Source organism: Erwinia typographi, from assembly GCF_000773975.1.
In the GTDB taxonomy this organism is placed as follows: Bacteria; Pseudomonadota; Gammaproteobacteria; order Enterobacterales; family Enterobacteriaceae; genus Erwinia; species Erwinia typographi.
The window spans coordinates 92,792-109,929 of the sequence record NZ_JRUQ01000041.1 but is presented as its reverse complement, the minus strand read 5'-3'; the positions used below and the strand labels follow the sequence as shown (position 1 = coordinate 109,929).

At 51.3% G+C, this 17,138-nt stretch carries 17 protein-coding genes and 1 pseudogene; 8 read left to right on the top strand and 10 right to left on the bottom strand.

Annotation, left to right across the window (positions count from 1 at the left end):
* The first annotated feature begins 108 nt into the window (after positions 1–108).
* From NG99_RS14785 to NG99_RS14775, 4 genes and pseudogenes are all read left to right on the top strand, one after another.
* Positions 109–939 carry a DUF3289 family protein gene (locus tag NG99_RS14785; RefSeq protein ID WP_034894352.1) on the top strand — a complete coding sequence of 277 codons (831 nt, stop codon included), beginning with the start codon at positions 109–111 and terminating at the stop codon, positions 937–939.
* Complete coding sequence (locus NG99_RS14780; protein WP_052130724.1) at positions 940–1,419, top strand: DUF943 family protein; 480 nt, start codon at positions 940–942, stop codon at positions 1,417–1,419.
* A pseudogene (locus NG99_RS28300) lies at positions 1,415–1,531 on the top strand (DUF3289 family protein); the annotation flags it as partial. The gene NG99_RS14780 and the pseudogene NG99_RS28300, both read left to right, overlap by 5 nt.
* 1 nt (position 1,532) lies before the next feature.
* On the top strand, positions 1,533–2,027 hold the full coding sequence (locus NG99_RS14775; protein ID WP_034894350.1) for a DUF943 family protein: 495 nt from the start codon (positions 1,533–1,535) through the stop codon (positions 2,025–2,027).
* Between the two features lie 231 nt (positions 2,028–2,258).
* On the opposite strand, the gene NG99_RS14770 is transcribed toward NG99_RS14775, so the two are convergent.
* The 4 genes from NG99_RS14770 to soxR form a co-directional block, all read right to left on the bottom strand.
* Positions 2,259–3,908: a Na+/H+ antiporter gene (locus NG99_RS14770; protein ID WP_034894347.1), complete on the bottom strand. Its 1,650-nt coding sequence runs from the start codon at positions 3,906–3,908 to the stop codon at positions 2,259–2,261.
* 174 nt (positions 3,909–4,082) lie between these two features.
* Positions 4,083–5,432, bottom strand: coding sequence for an NCS2 family permease (locus tag NG99_RS14765; protein WP_034894343.1), 1,350 nt, complete (start codon positions 5,430–5,432; stop codon positions 4,083–4,085).
* 396 nt (positions 5,433–5,828) lie between these two features.
* Positions 5,829–6,491 (bottom strand): glutathione S-transferase family protein, encoded by a 663-nt coding sequence (locus NG99_RS14760; RefSeq protein ID WP_034894340.1) that lies wholly within the window; start codon positions 6,489–6,491, stop codon positions 5,829–5,831.
* Between the two features lie 75 nt (positions 6,492–6,566).
* Positions 6,567–7,034, bottom strand: a complete 468-nt coding sequence (gene soxR, locus NG99_RS14755; RefSeq protein WP_034894337.1) for a redox-sensitive transcriptional activator SoxR — start codon at positions 7,032–7,034, stop codon at positions 6,567–6,569.
* Between the two features lie 90 nt (positions 7,035–7,124).
* Between soxR and soxS the strand changes: the two genes are divergently transcribed.
* On the top strand, positions 7,125–7,553 hold the full coding sequence (gene soxS / locus NG99_RS14750; protein WP_034894334.1) for a superoxide response transcriptional regulator SoxS: 429 nt from the start codon (positions 7,125–7,127) through the stop codon (positions 7,551–7,553).
* A gap of 6 nt (positions 7,554–7,559) precedes the next feature.
* Here soxS and NG99_RS14745 read toward each other — a convergent pair whose 3' ends face one another.
* Positions 7,560–8,864, bottom strand: a complete 1,305-nt coding sequence (locus tag NG99_RS14745) for a diguanylate cyclase domain-containing protein (protein WP_052130723.1) — start codon at positions 8,862–8,864, stop codon at positions 7,560–7,562.
* Positions 8,865–9,340: 476 nt separating this feature from the next.
* Here NG99_RS14745 and NG99_RS14740 point away from each other — a divergent pair, with 476 nt between their 5' ends.
* Complete coding sequence (locus tag NG99_RS14740) at positions 9,341–9,622, top strand: YjcB family protein (protein WP_034894331.1); 282 nt, start codon at positions 9,341–9,343, stop codon at positions 9,620–9,622.
* Positions 9,623–9,667: 45 nt separating this feature from the next.
* Here the strand turns inward: NG99_RS14740 and NG99_RS14735 are convergent, their stop codons facing one another.
* Positions 9,668–10,621, bottom strand: coding sequence for an ATP-grasp fold amidoligase family protein (locus tag NG99_RS14735; protein ID WP_034894329.1), 954 nt, complete (start codon positions 10,619–10,621; stop codon positions 9,668–9,670).
* 8 nt (positions 10,622–10,629) lie between these two features.
* Positions 10,630–11,886 (bottom strand): MATE family efflux transporter, encoded by a 1,257-nt coding sequence (locus NG99_RS14730; protein ID WP_034894326.1) that lies wholly within the window; start codon positions 11,884–11,886, stop codon positions 10,630–10,632.
* A 540-nt stretch (positions 11,887–12,426) separates the two neighbouring features.
* Between NG99_RS14730 and NG99_RS14725 the strand changes: the two genes are divergently transcribed.
* On the top strand, positions 12,427–12,822 hold the full coding sequence (locus tag NG99_RS14725) for a transposase (RefSeq protein WP_034894323.1): 396 nt from the start codon (positions 12,427–12,429) through the stop codon (positions 12,820–12,822).
* 852 nt (positions 12,823–13,674) lie between these two features.
* On the opposite strand, the gene NG99_RS14720 is transcribed toward NG99_RS14725, so the two are convergent.
* Positions 13,675–14,664, bottom strand: a complete 990-nt coding sequence (locus tag NG99_RS14720; RefSeq protein ID WP_034894319.1) for a DMT family transporter — start codon at positions 14,662–14,664, stop codon at positions 13,675–13,677.
* Positions 14,665–14,867: 203 nt separating this feature from the next.
* On the opposite strand from NG99_RS14720, the gene NG99_RS14715 reads away from it, so the two are divergent.
* On the top strand, positions 14,868–15,803 hold the full coding sequence (locus tag NG99_RS14715) for a VirK/YbjX family protein (RefSeq protein ID WP_034894316.1): 936 nt from the start codon (positions 14,868–14,870) through the stop codon (positions 15,801–15,803).
* A gap of 32 nt (positions 15,804–15,835) precedes the next feature.
* Here the strand turns inward: NG99_RS14715 and NG99_RS14710 are convergent, their stop codons facing one another.
* Together NG99_RS14710 and NG99_RS14705 are read right to left on the bottom strand one after the other, a co-directional pair.
* A complete protein-coding gene (locus NG99_RS14710; RefSeq protein WP_034894313.1) occupies positions 15,836–16,273 on the bottom strand; it encodes a DUF3828 domain-containing protein in 438 nt (145 codons plus the stop codon).
* A 97-nt stretch (positions 16,274–16,370) separates the two neighbouring features.
* Complete coding sequence (locus NG99_RS14705; protein ID WP_198138787.1) at positions 16,371–17,072, bottom strand: alpha/beta fold hydrolase; 702 nt, start codon at positions 17,070–17,072, stop codon at positions 16,371–16,373.
* Positions 17,073–17,138: the final 66 nt, after the last annotated feature.

Below are 17,138 nucleotides of genomic sequence, written 5' to 3'. Positions count from 1 at the left end.
CTTTTGGTTTTTCGCTGAAACTTGTCCTTGAGCGGACAAAAAACCATCGGCTAAGCTAGCGACATGCACAGGGCAATGACGCCCGTTCAAATCACATGGAGTGAGGGCATGTCACGGGATACTCAGGCTTTATGCTTTCCTTTTACCGTTTATCAGACGCAAAACCGCATGGACGATCGCCGGGCTGATGATATGTACTGCGGCGATCTGACTGAACGCCAGTTGAAAGAGGTCTTTCGTCTTGAGAAAATTTTTGGAAAAATCGATCCCTGGACTCTGGAAAGGACTGATTTCCCCATCAGCAATTTTGCCGTCATCCGCCATAAAATGACCCACGCCGAGGTAGCGCAGAGGCTTTTCGATGAGTTCCGTCGCGATTCCTGGCCCTTCAGCTTTTTAGGCTATCGCCAGCTATTCCTGGATATGGTCAATCATTTCCAGTGCGGCTGCGGCAGACCGTTCAGCAGCAGCCTGCTGAACTTTGCCTACAAGAATCAGATTGAAAGCGATCTTTCGTCGGTAAACAGTTCCTGGTTAAAAATAAAAAATGTACTAACTGCGAATATTGTGTGGGATAAAGGGTATTACCCTGACAAATTAAAAAATCAATTAACCCTTGCGGTAAGTAACAGTGTCCTGCCAAGATTTGACCGCTGGAAGGATAATATTAATGGATTAGGCATGTCAGTTCATGGAGTTTATGCAACGCACATAACGCTTCGTTCATTGCTGGTTGAAGAAAAAAACTACCGGGCAGTGGTACATTATAAGGGACAGGATCACTTTGGGCTGGACAACCGTGACATTATGAGTCCAAAGTTCCATCACCTCAATATCTTCAGAATCTGGTTCGTTTTACAACGTTGGCAAAAATTTGCTTACAGACCTTTCATGACCAATATGGAAGCAACGATAACCATTGAAGGTAAGCTGTGCTAAATGAAAAATTCAAAGAAAACAATAACACTACTCCTCTTGCTCGCCATTATTATTTCTGTTTCATTTATACTTCTGAGACCAACCAGAATTATTTCCGTACATACCGATGGCTCATCCAGTTTTATTGTAGTAGCGAACCCTCCGATAACCGATATGGGTAAAATAAACTGGTGGAGAGAAAACAAGAAGTTACTGCAAGAAAAATACGGCACGCCTGTTATTAGAGAAAATGGAACTTCGTCAGAGATAATTTGGGACTTTGATACAGGATATCAGCTAAAAAAAACCAGAGACAATGGATTTTTCCCAGACGATGACGTTGACTATTTATACTGTTTTGAAGATAAAAAGAGTGAAGCCAACTGCTTAGACAAAAAAAATCAAATTATGAGCATTATTAAGACCAGGAATGATGTTTACATCATCAATACCAACAATGCTGAATACCATGAAGTTAATGGTGTTTTAACTGAACAATGATCTCAATATCTTCAGAATCTGGTTCGTTTTACAACGTTGGCAAAAATTTGCTTACAGACCTTTCATGACCAATATGGAAGCGACAGTAACTATTACAGGAAAAAGAAATTAAAATGACAATTATCAAAAGGATGACTGTAGTAGCCATTGTCATATTTCTATTGTTTTACGTCAGTTACTGGATATTAATACCGACTGAAATCATAGCTGTTCATCCACATGGAACATCTCGAATCATTCTTGTAAAAAACTTCCCGTTAACCGTTAATGGCAAAGTTAAGTGGTGGAAGGAAAATAAAAAATTACTAAAAGATAAGTATGACACCCCATTCATTAGAGATGACGGCTCCTACTCCGTAACTATATGGGATATCGGGAAGGGCTATCAGATTAAAAAGCCAAGAGATAACACCTTTTTCCCTGACCATGACACTGAGTATTTATTTTGCTTTGAAGAAATGAAGGTTGAAGCTAACTGCGTAGACAAAGAAAATCAGATTATGTATATAGCAAAAACGCGAGAGGGTGTATTGATGGTTACGGCCAATAATGAGATGTACCAGGAAACCAACGGTAGGCTAATCAAGAGCAGCATAACCATTAAATAGTTTATCTGACTAACAGGGAGCCTCTTTATCTGCGCATATTATCGAAAGCCTGACGGTTTTATGGCCCAGCGGCAGAGGGTTCTGAAGCTTATGACGCAGGCATCGACTGGCAAATCAGGTATCCGCAGCACGAATGCTGCGGAAAAATTCAGGCGGGAGAAGTGACACAGCGTGCGTTCCCCCTCCCCGGCCTGATGACTAAAACAGCCAGATAGCGGCTTTCCCCTGCCCCTACTCTTCCTTCTCGATCAGCAGCGCTTCAAGCAAATCAAGATCGTGCAGCAGCTTCTGCATCGTCTCGTTGCTGATCTTTTGCGTGGCGCGCAGATGATACAGTTCGGCACGCTCAGCTCGCAGCGCGGTCAGGCGGAAGCGCCGTTCAAGATTTTCCGCATACAGTGAGCGCTCCATATCCTCTTTGCCCACCACCCGACGACGCAGGTTGCCGCTGACCCTGGAGCTGACCTCTTTCACCAGTTCCAGATCGATATTCTCTTCCGTGTCGGCGGCCAGACGCTCTTCCATTTTGTGCAGGCTCTCAATGGCCGTGCCTGCCATCACCGCTCTGGCCATCTGCACCTCATGACGATGAGCGGTTTTATCCATCCCCTGGATGCCGCGCAGCAGCAGCGGCAGCACCACCACGCCCACCAGCAGCGAAAACAGAATCACGCCGGTTGCCAGGAATACCAGCTCGTAGCGCGCCGGGAAGGCATCGCCATTGCTCATAAATAGCGGAATAGAGAGCACGCCCGCCAGGGTAATAGCGCCGCGAACACCGGCAAATGAGGCAATCAGCAGCTCGCGCAGCGAATAGCTGGTGAACTCCATCGGCTTGTTCTTCATCACACGCTTGCTGATCAGCTGCATCATCCACAGCCAGCCAAAGCGCACCACCATCAGCGCGGCGTAAATCAGCACCACCGACATCACCAGCATCCACAAGTCCACGTTCGGATCGGCATTAGCCTCAGTGACGGACATTTGCAGAATAACCGGCAGCTGTAGCCCTAACATCAGGAACACCATGCCGTTAAACACAAACTCCAGCATCTGCCAGACGCTGTTAGCCCGCAGGCGCATCGCCAGCGGCGCCTGGCGGATAATCCCGGAACGGGTGATGGTCATGCCCGCCGCCACCGAAGCCAGAATGCCGGAGACGCCGATATGTTCCGCAATCAGATAGGAGGCAAAGGGCAGCAGCAGCAGCAGCACGGTTTGCGTCGCCGGGTCGTCCCCGCTCCAGCGGCTGACCAGCCGCAGCGACTTGCCGTACAGCCAGCAGATAGCGATCCCGGCCAGCAGACCGCCAATCGCCACTTTCATAAACTCAATGGTCGCGCCCGAGACGGTAAACACCATGGTGCCCATCGCCACGGCCACCGCAAACTTCAGGGAAACCAGGCCAGACGCATCGTTCATCAGCGCCTCGCCCTGCAAAATAGACATGATTTTTTTCGGTATCCGCCCCTCTCCTACGATACCGGAGAGCGCCACGGCATCGGTAGGCGACAGCACCGCCGCCAGCGCAAAGGCCGGGAGCAGCGGAATACCCGGCACCAGCCAGTAAATCAGATAGCCAATTCCCACCACCGTGATCAGCACCAGCACCAGCGCCAGGCCGATAATCTCGCGCCCGTGGTGCAGGAACTCGCTGGTAGGGGTTTTCCAGCCGTCTGCAAACAGCAGCGGCGGGATAAACAGCACCAGGAACAGCTCGGGATCGAAGTCGACATGCAGGCCAAACGTCGGCCAGGCGAGCAGTGCGCCCATCGCGATCTGCACCAACGGCAGAGGAATTTGAAAGGGGATAATACGAGCGGCCACGCCGGAGAGCGACACCATCAGCGTTAAAATCAGAATGGTAAAGAAGATTTCCATGTTTTCCTTATCTGTCTTCCTGGTAAATACAAAAGGTCCAGACAGAATAAACGGCCTGTCTTAGTGGATAGTAAAACAAAAATGCAAAGGGTTTAAAAACAGGAAGTGCGTTAGCGGGGAAGAAATCAGAAAATCAGCAAAAAATCAGGGGCCGACTGGCGGCCCCTGAGCAGATCAGATAGCCCAGCCGCCCGCGTAGAAGGCCACCAGCGCTACCGCGATGATCACCGTACCAGCGTTAAGCTTGCGCCACTCGCCCGCAAAGATGCGGCCAATCACCAGTGAACCAAAACCAAGCATAATGCCGGTCACAATGTTGCAGGTCAGCACGATAAAGACGGCGGCCAGCAGGCCGGACATCGCATCGACAAAATCATTAAAATCGATTTTCGACACGTTGCTCAGCATCAGCAGGCCAACGTACATCAGCGCCGGTGCCGTGGCGTAGCCGGGTACCAGATAAGCCAGCGGCGAGAGGAACAGGATCAGCAGGAAAAGAATGCCAACCACCAGCGCGGTGAGGCCGGTTTTGCCGCCCGCTGCCGTCCCTGCCGCAGATTCGATATACACTGCCGCAGGCGCGCCGCCAACCAGACCAGAGAAGATGCTGCTGACCGAGTCGGTAGTCAGTGCTTTGCCGCCGTTGATGATCTGGTTGTCTTTGTCCAGCAGGTTCGCCTGCCCCGCAACGGCGCGGATGGTGCCGGTAGCATCGAAGACCGCCGTCATCACCAGCGCCAGAACGCTTGGCAATACCGCAGGCTTCAGAGCGCCAAGGATATCCAGGCTGAACACTAGCGAGTTACCGTTGGCATCGGACAGGGAAGGCATGGCGAACAGCCCCTGATACTTCACCGCCGGATCAAAAATCAGCCCAAGAATAGAGATAACGATGATGGTCAGCAGAATGCCGCCGGGTACGCGCAGTTTTTCCAGACCGAAAATCACCGCCAGGCCAATCATTGACATGATCACCGGAAACGAAGCGAAGTCACCGAGCGCTACCGGCAGGCCAGGCGCCGGGTTCTTCACCACCAGGCCCACGCCGTCGGCGGCAATCAGCAGCAGGAACAGGCCAATACCGACGCCAGTCCCGTGGGCGACGCCCATCGGCAGGTTGCGCAAAATCCACGCGCGAATGCCGGTTGCCGAAATGATGGTAAACAGGACGCCCATCAGGAATACCGCGCCCAGCGCTACCGGCACGCTGATATGCTGCCCCAGCACCAGGCTGAAGGCGGTAAATGCGGTCAGTGAGATGGCGCAGCCAATTGCCATTGGCAGGTTGGCCCACAGGCCCATAATCAGCGAGCCAAAGCCCGCGACCAGGCAGGTAGAAACGAAGACGGCCGTCGGTGGAAAACCGGCTTTACCCAGCATAGAGGGTACGACAATCACCGAATAGACCATGGCAAGGAAGGTGGTAAGGCCGGCTAAAATTTCCTGGCGGACGGAACTGCCGCGCGCGGAAATTTTAAACCAGCTGTCCAGTGAACCACCGGGCTGATGAGAAGGAGTCGACATAGTGAAAAATCCCCTGAGATTTCTTATGAGTTATTAATGCGTGGCGCATGAAGCAGAGCTCGTTCAACGTTCAACCATCCCAGGACGCACTGTTCACAGACCGCAAAAGCCCCCAAGCCGGGAAGCGATCGGAAAAAAGGCAAACGTTTACTACACCACGCATAAAGCTGCACTGTTTTAAAGGCAAACGATTATCCAGCCTTTATTAGTGCATTTTCAACTCCTGTTGGTGCATATATTTGCACTAACCCTGAGCCAGACCCTGGCGACTAACGCAACGTCGCCTGCTGTGGAGACTCTACCCATCCGGCCTGCGCCGCCGTAATAGCAATTTCTTATGGTTTTAGCGGCCAGCGCTGAGCCTGAAACGAGGAAGCAGGGTGCGGAAAAAATATTTCACTGCAACTCGACTGCGCCTCCCTTCTGCAGGGCGCGCTGCCAGGCCGCACGGCTTTGCACCTTTGCCAGCCAGGCTTGAATAGAGGGGGAGTTTGCCGCACCGCCGCGGGCGCTGAGCGCCTGTAGTGGAAAGCTCATCTGCACATCGGCAATGCTGAACTGTGGGCCAGCGAACCACGGATGGCTGACCAGATGCTGCTCGATAAACTCGCGATGAGTAGCCAGCTGCTTATTCAGATAGCCCTTCTGCACGCCCTTGCCAAAGGCGTTGCCCACCGGGCGCAGCAACCAGGGAACCGGCGGTTTGCCCATCCGGCTGAAGATCAGCTTCATCACCAGCAGCGGCATCAGCGACCCTTCGGCATAATGCAGCCAGTAACGAGACAGCAACCGGGCCTCTTCATCAATAAGTTTCAGCCTGCTTTCTGCGTCATATCGTTCCGTCAGGTACTCAAGGATCGCGCCAGATTCGGCAATCACCAGATTTTTGTCGGTGATAACCGGGGATTTACCCAAAGGATGTACTTTTTTTAGCGCTTCCGGAGCCAGCATCGTCGCTTCGCGCTGATAGAGTTTAATTTGATAAGGCACTTCCAGCTCTTCCAGCATCCAGAGCACCCGCTGCGATCGGGAGTTATTCAGGTGGTGAACGGTGATCATACTCTACCCTTCTGTTAAGCGGAGAATGAGTAGTATAGACCTCCACGCACATGCCGAAGAGAAACCGCCAGCGTTTCACTCCTCCCCGGATTTCAGCAGGATAGCGCCGGTTCCACGCTCGCTCAGTCGGTCGTCCGGGTTACGCAGCGGGCAATCCTGCATCGACAGGCAGCCGCAGCCAATGCAGCCGTCCAGATCGTCCCGCAGCCTGATCAGGGTTTCAATCCGCTGGTCAAGCTCTTCACGCCACTTCTCCGACAGCATCTTCCACTCCCTGGGCGACATGCGATGACCGGCTGGCAGCTGCGTCAAATGCTCACCGATAGTCGCCAGCGGGATGCCGATGCGCTGAGCGATTTTGACAATAGCCACCCGACGCAGCACGTCACGATGGTAGCGCCGCTGGTTACCGGCGTTACGGAAACTGCTGATTAACCCTTTGCTTTCATAGAAATGCAGAGCGGAAACCGCCACGCCGCAGCGCTGGGCCACGTCACCAGGCGTCAGTTCGCGCTTGCTGGAACCGCTGAGACTTTTTTTCATTTAGCTCTTTACCTCAAGTTAACTTGAGGAATTATACTCAGCAACCATTGAGAAGACGACATGAAATTTCTCACCAGGGAGAAGACCTGTATGCATGACGATATCATCCACACCCTTACCGACTGGATTGAAGGCAACCTTGATAAAACGCTGTCGATTGATGAAGTGGCGGCAAAATCGGGCTATTCGAAGTGGCATTTACAGCGGATGTTCCGCACGGTGACCAAACAGACGCTGGGCGACTATATCCGCGTACGTCGCCTGACGCTGGCGGCTGAAGCACTGCGCCAGACGCAGCGCCCGGTTTTTGATATCGCCATGCAGTATGGCTACGATTCGCAGCAGACGTTCTCCCGCGTGTTTCGCCGCCAGTTTTCGCAAACGCCGACGGCCTATCGTCACACCATGCGCCGGCAGTCGCTGAGCCGTCAGCCGGGCTACAGTTTTGACTGTAGCGATTTTGCCCACGCCGCCTTCCCTAAAGCAGCGGATAAAAGCCACTGTCCCACCCAGCTGTAATCAAGTTCAGGCCAGGTTGCGGATTGGCGGCCCGGCCTTTGGACCTTGCCCCCATAAAGACGGCGAGAAATACCAGCCGCCGCCCAGTTCCTTAATGTGGTACATCGCCGCATCGGCCTGAGCGATCATCGCCTCTCCTGAACTGTGGTTTTTTGCCAGCGCCACGCCGATGCTCAGCGACTGCGCCACCGCGGTGCCGTTATCCAGCCGGACAGGTTCCCGCATCGCTTCAATAACGTTTCCGGCGACTCTGGCCGCCTGTTCGCCGCTCTCAATGCCTGACAGCAGGACGGCAAATTCATCGCCGCCCAGGCGGGCAACCAGATCGCCTTTCCGCAACCTTGCACGCAGGCGCAAAGCCGTTTCCACCAGCACTCGATCGCCAGCGGCATGACCATAGGTATCATTGACTTCTTTAAATCTGTCGCCATCAATAAACAGCACCGCTACCTGACAGGCCGTCTGCGGGCTGCTCATCATTTTTTTCAGCTCCAGCTCAAACGCCCTGCGGTTAGGCAAGCCGGTTAGCTCATCGTGCAGCGCCTGATGGACCAGGCTATCGTTTTCACGCTGTAAATGGTTCTGCCAGCTCGACAGTTCGTTCAGCAGGCTGTTGAAATCACCGCTCAGCTTATCCAGTTCGGCAATAGAGGAGGAAGGCACTCGCCGCGAGAAAGAGCGGCGTTTGCGGACATCATGAGCCACGGAAGTGATATTTTGCAGGCCAGCCAGGATGCCGGAATGCATCCGATGCGACAGCCAGAACGCCAGCAGCGCGGTCACCATCAGGCTGCCGCTCAGCCATTTCACCGCCCGGCTCAGAAAGTGCAAAATCCGGCTGGCATCGCCGGTCAACCACACCTGACCGATCTCGCGCTGGCCGTCAATAATGGGGACTTTCAGCGGCTGTGGAAACAGCCAGTGGGTAACCAGCTTTGCAATGCCTTCAGGGCTTTTGGCGCCGGGTGAAGGCCAGTTAATCAGTACCCGGTTATGGGCATCAATAATTCTGGCACGGCTAAACTGCGCGGTAGCACCGATATTCCGCACTATTTCAGCGGCGGTCCCGGTATCCCCGGAGCTGACAGCCCGCTGCACGCTGTAACCAATAGTGGTCGCTACCAGCTGGAGATTATTTTCCGCGTAACTGCGTAGGGCAAACATTGAGAGCGCCGACAGCGAGATGCCGCTGAACGTCATCGACACCAGGATGATCACCAGATGGATGCGCTGCAAACTTTTCCGCAGCGTTGGCAGCGTTTTTTTGGCGCCTCGCCCAGGCGTCGCTCCCTCTTCAGCATCGTCAGACATGCTTCTACCCCCTCTCCCGCCCCTGGCGTTAGCTTTGCGCACGCATTCTCTGGGTAAAAGCAGCCAGCATTAATCATTAAAAATTGATATTAGCTGTCATTTACCGTCTCAAAATTCAGCTAACTTACTTATATTAAATATAAAATGACTCTTTATTTTTCATAGCCACCTCATTAACTGACGAGAATAAGAACGGTATCGACTGGCTGGTAGCAGATATAAGGATTATTCCTGATAATCCTGAATGGCTTTGTAAACCTCAGTAAATAAACGAGTAATAATGAAGCGCGGCAAAAACTACCATACCAGGTCTAAATTTTGTTCAAATTTTAAAATCGAGTGATATAATGTGACCGACATCACACTTCTATGACCTGTTACGTCAGTTCAGATGAACAGCAACCTGGCAACTTTTCGTCTGTCCCGGTGATGCCACGACCTCTTGTCAGGGCAGAATTTCTCGGAGTTTTAAGAATATGGGTACCTTAACCGCTAGCCTGGTGATGGCAAGATGGGAACTGGTTAGTGCAGTCATGATGTTCTTTGCCAGTACCGTAAATGTGAAATGCCGTCAGGCAAGCCACCGCGGCATCGCCTTTGTATTCACGGGCGTAGGCATCGGTATGTCATGCTGGTTCGTCACCGGACTGTTGGGCATCACTCTGAGCATGGAAAACCTGTACAACTTCTGGCATATCACGAAAGACGTGTTTGTCGAAGTAATGAGCCACACGCCGCCCGATTACCCAATGCCCTGATAACAGATGAGCCGTTCTCCCTGAGGAGATACGGCTCGTTAGTGCTCAGACTTTTTTGAGCGCTGCAGGCAGCGGCGTCACCTCACCAGACCTTTCAGGCAGCATGGCGGCTTTACGATCCTGCACCCACATATCTCCCATCATTTTATCCAGTCCCATATCCAGGCCTGTCACCATCCCGGCGCCCGGCGTAAAGGTCAGCTCACCGAAGTAGATCTGCCCCTCGTCGATATACCAGTCCACGCGCACATAGTCGAAATCGCTGGCCAGCTTTTTGCTCAGGCCCAGCGCTTTTTCCAGCGTTTCCCTGTCACCACTGATATCCAACCCTGTATCGCGTATCTTGTAGAAACACTGTTGCAGGCTGTTCACATAGAAATTCATCGACAAAGGCGCATTGCCGCAGCGGTTATAGATAACCTGAAGCACATACTCAAAGTTGCCATCTTTCTTATTAAACATATGGAACTTGTAGTCGGTAGCGGCTAACTTGCCGTCACCCACATACTGCTCAACCAGAATACGCGGCTTAATATAGCGGTAGTGGATCTCCCGCGACTGATTGGAGAAGTCCCGCTTCAGCCACTCCTCGCAACGCCTGACCAACAGCTGCTTCTGGATACAGTCCGGCTCTTCGAGGAAAATTTCAACCATGCCGGAACCGTGGTTTGCCTTAATAACGGTATTTTTTAGGGATTTAAGCCCCAGCAGGGTCATCGGATCGGCCGACTCATGCAGCAGCGGAATTAAATACTCGTCACCGATCGTTTTTGCTATGTAATCACGGACCAAAATTTTATCTGAAAGGTTGCCGTAACGAATGTAGTCTCCGGTGACAAATTTCCGATACATAATCTTCTCGTTAAAAAGTTTTGGCTGATGAATATTGGGTAACCGCTTAAATTTATGAAAATAATGTATTCTGTCCTGATAAGACCAGGGCATTTTCTTGAGCAGGTATAAGAGGCCTTTTCTCAACTCTGCCTTTAGTTTTAACATTTTCAACCTCATCTGTAGGTTTTGTAGTTGAGTGAGGAAAGCTGCAGTTTAAGAATGACGGCATTCTTAAAGAAGTAGTTCATTACGGTCAGGGAGAGCAGTTCTGTCACCAGCACGCTCCAGGCTGCGCCTGTTAACCCCCAGAAACGGATAAAGATCCAGTTGGTCGCCACGCTAATTACCACCAGTACAAGAACCTTGACCAGCAGATAATTAAAACCACCTTCCTTTACCATATAGCGGTAAGCTACTGTTCCCATTGCCGAAAAACAGGTTGCTAACGACAGTACCGTAACGAGATTTCCCGATTGTGTGTAGTCATGCCCATAGAGAGTAGTGACGATCTTTTCGCCATACAGCGCGACGATAAGCAGCATCAAAAATGAGACAGTCATTACATAGCCATTCAGCCTTGCGGCCAGTTTTACAGCCACATCCGAGCGCTCTCTGAAAATCTCAGAGAAACTGGAAGTGATGATCGCTACCGGGATAAAAATCCACGAAGCGGAAATAGTATTGACGGCAGTAAACAACCCAAGGTCATGTACTGACCCCACCCCGAGCAGAAAAAATTGCGACAGCTTGACCTGTATGGAGATGAACACGCTGGAGATAGCCAGCGGCAATCCGGCGTGGAACAGGTAGCGCAAATAGTTTCTGTGCTTACGCTTAGGCGGTTTACTGATGCTGTTAAGCTGGTAAAACCGACTGCGCTTAATCATGTAAGGCACCAGGGTCACCGCAACGATGGAGAATGAGAGCAGCAAAGGACTCAGTTTTAGCCAGGCAACAAGGAAGCTAATGGCAAAGCTGATGACCATTCCCGTGGCGTTCGCTATCGTGTTCATCCGCGATTCCAGTCGCGCATTGTTATAAACACTGAAAATATCCTGGGTCACAAACATCGCTGACAAAAAAGACGCGATGGCGAAAATCAGGAAGTTTTCCCGCATTTCGAGCCAGACATAGATTAATACCGGTACGGACAGACATAACAACAGTGCCATACGCAGCTGTTTGGCGACGGCCATCAGCCGAATCCCTTTTGGCGCACTTTTGCTGATACTTTTAAACAGAATTGTTTCAGTACCGAAAATAGCCACAGTCTGCACAATGGAAAAAAGTGATGCAGAAAATGCTATTTGCCCGAATATGGAAGGGCCAAAGGACTTTGCGACATAGGATGTGACAAATATCACACCGAATACGGAAATGACTTTTTCCAACATCATCCATATGGCGTTAGACATAGCGCTGTGATTCATCTGAGCATCCTTTTTAAAACTAATCACTTATTGCAGTAACTCTGCACATCCTTGTCGAAACGGGAAAGTCATCCGCCAAAATAACTCGACGAAAAAATGGAACTGATTTTTTATAATGCGGAATATTCTTAATCCGCTGTTATTTTAAATGTGTTTTTTTCCAATTTACGAACGTTGAGAAATCTCTGATTTAAACCGGTCTTAATTTCTTGTAATCAATTCCACCCATTGCTCTTCAACGATGGTTATCATGACACAGTTTCTGCGACCCACCTGCTGGAGAATTCTGAATTACTCGCTGGCCTTGCTGCTGCCATGAAACGAATTTATAACAAAAACTCGCATATCGAAAGCTCGCCAGGGGCTTTAGAAATAAAATAGGAGAATTCCCATGATGATATTTCTTCATAATCACTTAACGTAATCCTTGCAATTCAAATCGCGTACTTAACAACACTGCTCTAATTTATGGGGTAATCAGATCCATCAATTATTGCAGTTATTCTCATCACATTACAGTTAAGAAAGGGAAGAGCATTTATGAGAAAGTCACGTTATACAGAAGATCAAATCACCAGTGCCATTAAAGCATCTGAATGCGGTGTAAAGGTGAAAGAAATCTGCGATGAACTTGGGATCTCAGAGGCAACCTTCTACAGCTGGAAGAAGAAATACTCCGGACTTTCATCTGAAGACGGTAGAAAAATCAAGGAATTAGAAGACAAGGTGCATAATATAGAGCGCGAGCTCCAGACCCTCAACTCGGACAAAGAGATGTTGCAAAGCGTAGTGAAAAACTTCTTTACTACCAATGACAAACGCCAGGCAGTTAATTACCTACAGGATACCTTTGAGATCGGGACTCGCCGCAGCTGCCGCCTGCTGGATATTAGTCGAAGCGTTTACCATTATCCGTACAATGTGGAAAATCATTAATTGAGATCTACTGCACATCGCTATTTTTCTTGCAGGTCCAATTAAAATATTCCCATTGCTAATTGAAAATTACGGATCGATTTCAGGAAAACATTTTTCCTTGATGAATTAATTGCCATCATTGTCCCCTTTTAAGCTGTATCTTTATTAGACACCAGCTGAAAACACATCTATTTCAATCCCTTCTGAGCGCATTTATCTTTGTCCGCAAAGATAAATGCCCCTTTTCTAACATTAAGCCCACTTACCGATAGAGCAAAAAACAGACAGAGTGCTTCACGTTTCGTAAAACTGTTCCATTCATCACTGGTTCATGAACTTCACCTTTCGGCAAATTACGTCTGTCTGACAACGGCCAGCCATTTGGCTTAAATCGCACATTCTGGCGCCTTTTAGCTTATCTACGTATCATCTCGCTGCCGGCCATCCTGTAGCAATGCTTAACGTTAGTAATAGAAATGCCTGGAAAACGTTAACGATCTTCATCCTGACTTCGCTACCACTAATGCTTTTGACCTTTTCCAGTGGCTTTACTCAGGTTTCGCTAAACCGGGAATTTGAGTTAATCGTGGCTTTCTATTTAAAAAGCCGTCTCAAAATTGCGCTATTTCCCTTTCAGTAGCGCCGGTACACTGTCCAAAAAGTCGCACAATATGTTTAGCGATTATTCTTATAGCGGAACAATAACGGACTGTGCCAGGACAAATAGCCGACAACAGGGGCAGAGTATGATTCGGCATAGTCTTAAAAAGGCGGTTTTTATCACAAAATTGACATCATAAAGGCCAGCTTTACGGCCAGCTCAGAAAGAAGTTTTGCAGGAGAAATAGGTGAATCTGTCAGGCAATCAATTCATTTGCTGACAACCACTTCGGTGATAACGGGCTGCGGTTTGATGCGGGTGGCTACTACCACGCCAGCCACAAGACAAAGGATGCCGGAAAGGGTCAGTAAAGGCGGCCAACTCTGGCGTACCAGGAAGGTATAGGCCAGCCCAGCCAGAATTTCGAACACGATTAGCGGACCGACCAGCACGGTCGGCAACCTCTGGCTCGCTTCATTCCAGCACCACGCGCCCAGCCAGGAGCACAGCAGCCCTATGGCGATCATCAGCGGGACAAAGACCTCAGGACGAGGCCCAAACGGCAGCGCAAAGTCAGGTCGAGTCAGATGCAGCTGCGCGCCCACCAGCAGATAGCCGATTGCCGCCAGCGGCAGCGTGGCGATACCCTGAGCGGTTGCCCAGGTGGTAGCCTTACTCTGCGGATGCTCGCGCAGCCAGCGGGCATTGCGTAACGGATACCATGTCCAGCAGATCACCGCCATCAGGGCCAGTGCAATGCCGCTAAGGTAGCGCCATAGATCGCTCTGTTGCAAACTTCCCCGCCATTCGGCAACGTTTACCAGCACCAGTCCCCCGGCAACCAACATCAGCGCGGGGATAAGCTTGCGCCAGGCCAGCCGACCTTCATGCCTGCCATAAAACACGTTGGCGGCAATCGAGATAACCACCGGCAGCGTGCCGATAATCATCGTAGAGACCGGCGCGCCGGTGCGCTGAATAGCATTAGCCAGAAAAGTGTAATAGAGGAGATTGCCCACCAGCGCCAGTTTGAGCGCTTCTGTCCAGTCGCTGCGCGAAAGCTGCCGCAATCGCTTTACATCCCGCCAGGCCAGCGGTAAGGCGATAAGGCCAAAAGCCAGATAGCGTCCCACTGACTGTAGCGCCCCCGGATAGTCAGGAACCAGGAGCGGTCCGACAAAAATTAAGCCCCACATCATCCCTGCGGCCAGAGCAAACAGCACACCTGCATAGAGAGAAACCGGCACGTTAGATCCCATCGTTGGCTGCACAGCTTCTCAGCTTACGATGTTTCGCCAGGCCAATCCAACCTGAGCGATTTTCGCTGCCGCTTTTCCTCAACGGCGGCGCAAATTAAACGCCTGTTAAACCGTTTTAAGTAAACCTTAACCGGCGCTAAGGCGTTGAGGAAAGGTTGAGTAAGCGCGTGTTTGACTGTCGTTTTCAGTCTGGAGTGGTCATCATGCCAGTAAGCGCCCTTGCTCCTCGTCAGGACAGCAGCCTGACCTTTTTTCTGTCCCTGATCTCTGGAAAATTTAAGCCGGGTAAGCTGTGGTATGACCCAGAGTACCGCGTCAAATATCTGTTCCGCTCGCTGGCCTGGCCAGTAGACACATGGAAAATGGTCACCACCATTGTCCGGGAACCGCTAATGCGCGAGATCCTGCCGGTGCAGCACACGCTGCCCAGCAAAATTCACCGCCCCTACCTTTACAGCGGCATGTCGATGGCCGCGCGTACCCATGCCATCATCAGCCACTATCAGTATGTTAAACAGCTCTCATCACCACGCCTGCATCAGGCGATGCTGACCCCGCAGGGCGTAGAGTTGATGAACTTTTCAGGAAAGAGTGGCGAGACGTTTACCGTTACGTTGGCCTGCACCGGCCGCTGTGAAAGAGAGGGCGAAGTGAACTTGCTGTTTCGCCGCAACGGCGTGCAGCTGGCGATGGTGACGTTTGCGGTGACGGTCATTAACGGGGAAAAAGTGGCAATTGTCGGCGGCATCCAGGGTGCCCATCGCGACACGCCGCATGAGCTGATCCGCGAGGCCACCAAGTCCTGTTACGGGCTGTTCCCCAAACGCATACTGATGGAAGCTCTGACGCTGATTTGCGCCGCCACCGACATTAAGAAGCTGGAGGCGGTCAGCGACAACGGACACATTTTCCGCAGCCTGCGCTATCGCCTGAAAAAACGTAGCCTGTTTCACGCCAGCTATAACGAGTTCTGGGAGACGCTGAACGCGCAGCCGCTAAGCGACAAGCTGTATCAACTGCCGCTCAGCTTTGTCCGTAAGCCGCTGGAAGAGATCGCCAGTAAAAAACGCTCGGAATACCGTAAGCGCTACGAGCTGCTGGATTTAATGCGCGAGCAGTTTTCTCAGACGATTGCATAAAGTGAAGGAGGAGCAGCCTTAAGCCGCTGTGGCTACTTGTTCTCTTTTTCCACGTCGTCGATCTTCCAGCCTGAAGCCTCCTTATGGAGCGTCACCAGCAGCAGTTGCCGATCGGCAGGATCGTTACCCAACGTGACGTCGCCAGAGGCGGTTGTACCGTCCAGGGTAAAGTGCCCGACGCTGACGTGATCCACCCAGGAATCACTGTAGTCCTGATCCTGAAGGAAAAAGTCATCGTCCATGCCGTCAGGACTTTTAATCAGCACGTTGATTTTGTCCAGTAAGCCGGTCGTAACATAGGTTTTGAGCAGCGGATCGTGCTCATCAATCGGACTCTCATCCTTGCTCAAGGCCGTGAGATACCAGCTATAAAAGTTTTTGCTGACCGTTTCAGGATCGCTCCTGTGTTCCGCCGCCATCACATGCAAAGCCAGGAGCGCTATGCACGGCGCCAGTAACCATCTTTTCATCTAATGCTATCTCTGCCCAGTAAGCCCACAATGCCCAGCTAATTTACCCTTTCAAGCTATTATCTGAGCAGGTTTCTGCGTTATTTTTAGTAAATGTTTATACTTCATGCGACTGAAGCCAGCGGATTATCACCGCCGCCAGCGCCTTCGGCTGCTCCAGCGGCACCATATGCCCTGCGTTCTCAATGACTTGCAGCGTTGCGCCGGGAATGTTATCGGCAAGAATCTGAGATTCCCGCAGCGTTCTCATCCGATCGTCTGCGGCGGCAATAACCAGCGTTGGACAGGCTATCTGCGCCAACAGTCCGCTATCATCGGGCCGCGCCATCAGCAGCTGACGGCAATACGTTTCTTTGCCTGCACGTACGCTCATGGCGTGGATCTGCTGCTGCAAACGCTGGTCATCAGCGCGCTGATCGCTGAGCGAAAGCGCAATGGCTTTGTGGCCCAGCCCGCGAAATGTCCCGCTGGCCGCCAGCAGCGTTCTGGCGGTGGCGGCTTTAAAGGCCTGCGTCTGTTCGCTGTCCTGCTGGCTGGAGGTCGCAATCAGGATTAGCCGCTCTACGCGTTCCGGCGCCTGACGAATCATCTCCCGCGCAACGTATCCCCCCATAGAAAAACCCACCAGCGTAAAGCGGGCCGGAGCCTGGGCCAGAACCCGCGCGGCCATTTCCGCCAGCGAGGCATCCTGCGACAAATCACCGTACACCAGCGGGCCGTAAGGGGCCAAATCTTCAGTCATTGCCTGCCATAGCCCGGCGTCACACATCACGCCAGGCAGTAAAACCATAGCCACCATTGTGCCGTCCCGATGAACCTGTTCGCAACGAGAATAGCAGGCCTCAAGGCTCTCTTTCAGCGTTTT

Bases quoted from the DNA above. Each gene is read 5' to 3' on its own strand.
- NG99_RS14770 (WP_034894347.1), bottom strand. From the start codon at position 3,908: ATGGAAATCTTCTTTACCATTCTGATTTTAACGCTGATGGTGTCGCTC.
- NG99_RS14745 (WP_052130723.1), bottom strand. From the start codon at position 8,864: ATGTCTGACGATGCTGAAGAGGGAGCGACGCCTGGGCGAGGCGCCAAA.
- NG99_RS14780 (WP_052130724.1), top strand. From the start codon at position 940: ATGAAAAATTCAAAGAAAACAATAACACTACTCCTCTTGCTCGCCATT.
- soxR (WP_034894337.1), bottom strand. From the start codon at position 7,034: ATGAAAAAAAGTCTCAGCGGTTCCAGCAAGCGCGAACTGACGCCTGGT.
- soxS (WP_034894334.1), top strand. From the start codon at position 7,125: ATGCATGACGATATCATCCACACCCTTACCGACTGGATTGAAGGCAAC.
- NG99_RS14775 (WP_034894350.1), top strand. From the start codon at position 1,533: ATGACAATTATCAAAAGGATGACTGTAGTAGCCATTGTCATATTTCTA.
- NG99_RS14760 (WP_034894340.1), bottom strand. From the start codon at position 6,491: ATGATCACCGTTCACCACCTGAATAACTCCCGATCGCAGCGGGTGCTC.
- NG99_RS14765 (WP_034894343.1), bottom strand. From the start codon at position 5,432: ATGTCGACTCCTTCTCATCAGCCCGGTGGTTCACTGGACAGCTGGTTT.
- NG99_RS14725 (WP_034894323.1), top strand. From the start codon at position 12,427: ATGAGAAAGTCACGTTATACAGAAGATCAAATCACCAGTGCCATTAAA.
- NG99_RS14720 (WP_034894319.1), bottom strand. From the start codon at position 14,664: ATGGGATCTAACGTGCCGGTTTCTCTCTATGCAGGTGTGCTGTTTGCT.
- NG99_RS14715 (WP_034894316.1), top strand. From the start codon at position 14,868: ATGCCAGTAAGCGCCCTTGCTCCTCGTCAGGACAGCAGCCTGACCTTT.
- NG99_RS14730 (WP_034894326.1), bottom strand. From the start codon at position 11,886: ATGAATCACAGCGCTATGTCTAACGCCATATGGATGATGTTGGAAAAA.
- NG99_RS14735 (WP_034894329.1), bottom strand. From the start codon at position 10,621: ATGTTAAAACTAAAGGCAGAGTTGAGAAAAGGCCTCTTATACCTGCTC.
- NG99_RS14705 (WP_198138787.1), bottom strand. From the start codon at position 17,072: ATGGTGGCTATGGTTTTACTGCCTGGCGTGATGTGTGACGCCGGGCTA.
- NG99_RS14740 (WP_034894331.1), top strand. From the start codon at position 9,341: ATGGGTACCTTAACCGCTAGCCTGGTGATGGCAAGATGGGAACTGGTT.
- NG99_RS14710 (WP_034894313.1), bottom strand. From the start codon at position 16,273: ATGAAAAGATGGTTACTGGCGCCGTGCATAGCGCTCCTGGCTTTGCAT.
- NG99_RS14785 (WP_034894352.1), top strand. From the start codon at position 109: ATGTCACGGGATACTCAGGCTTTATGCTTTCCTTTTACCGTTTATCAG.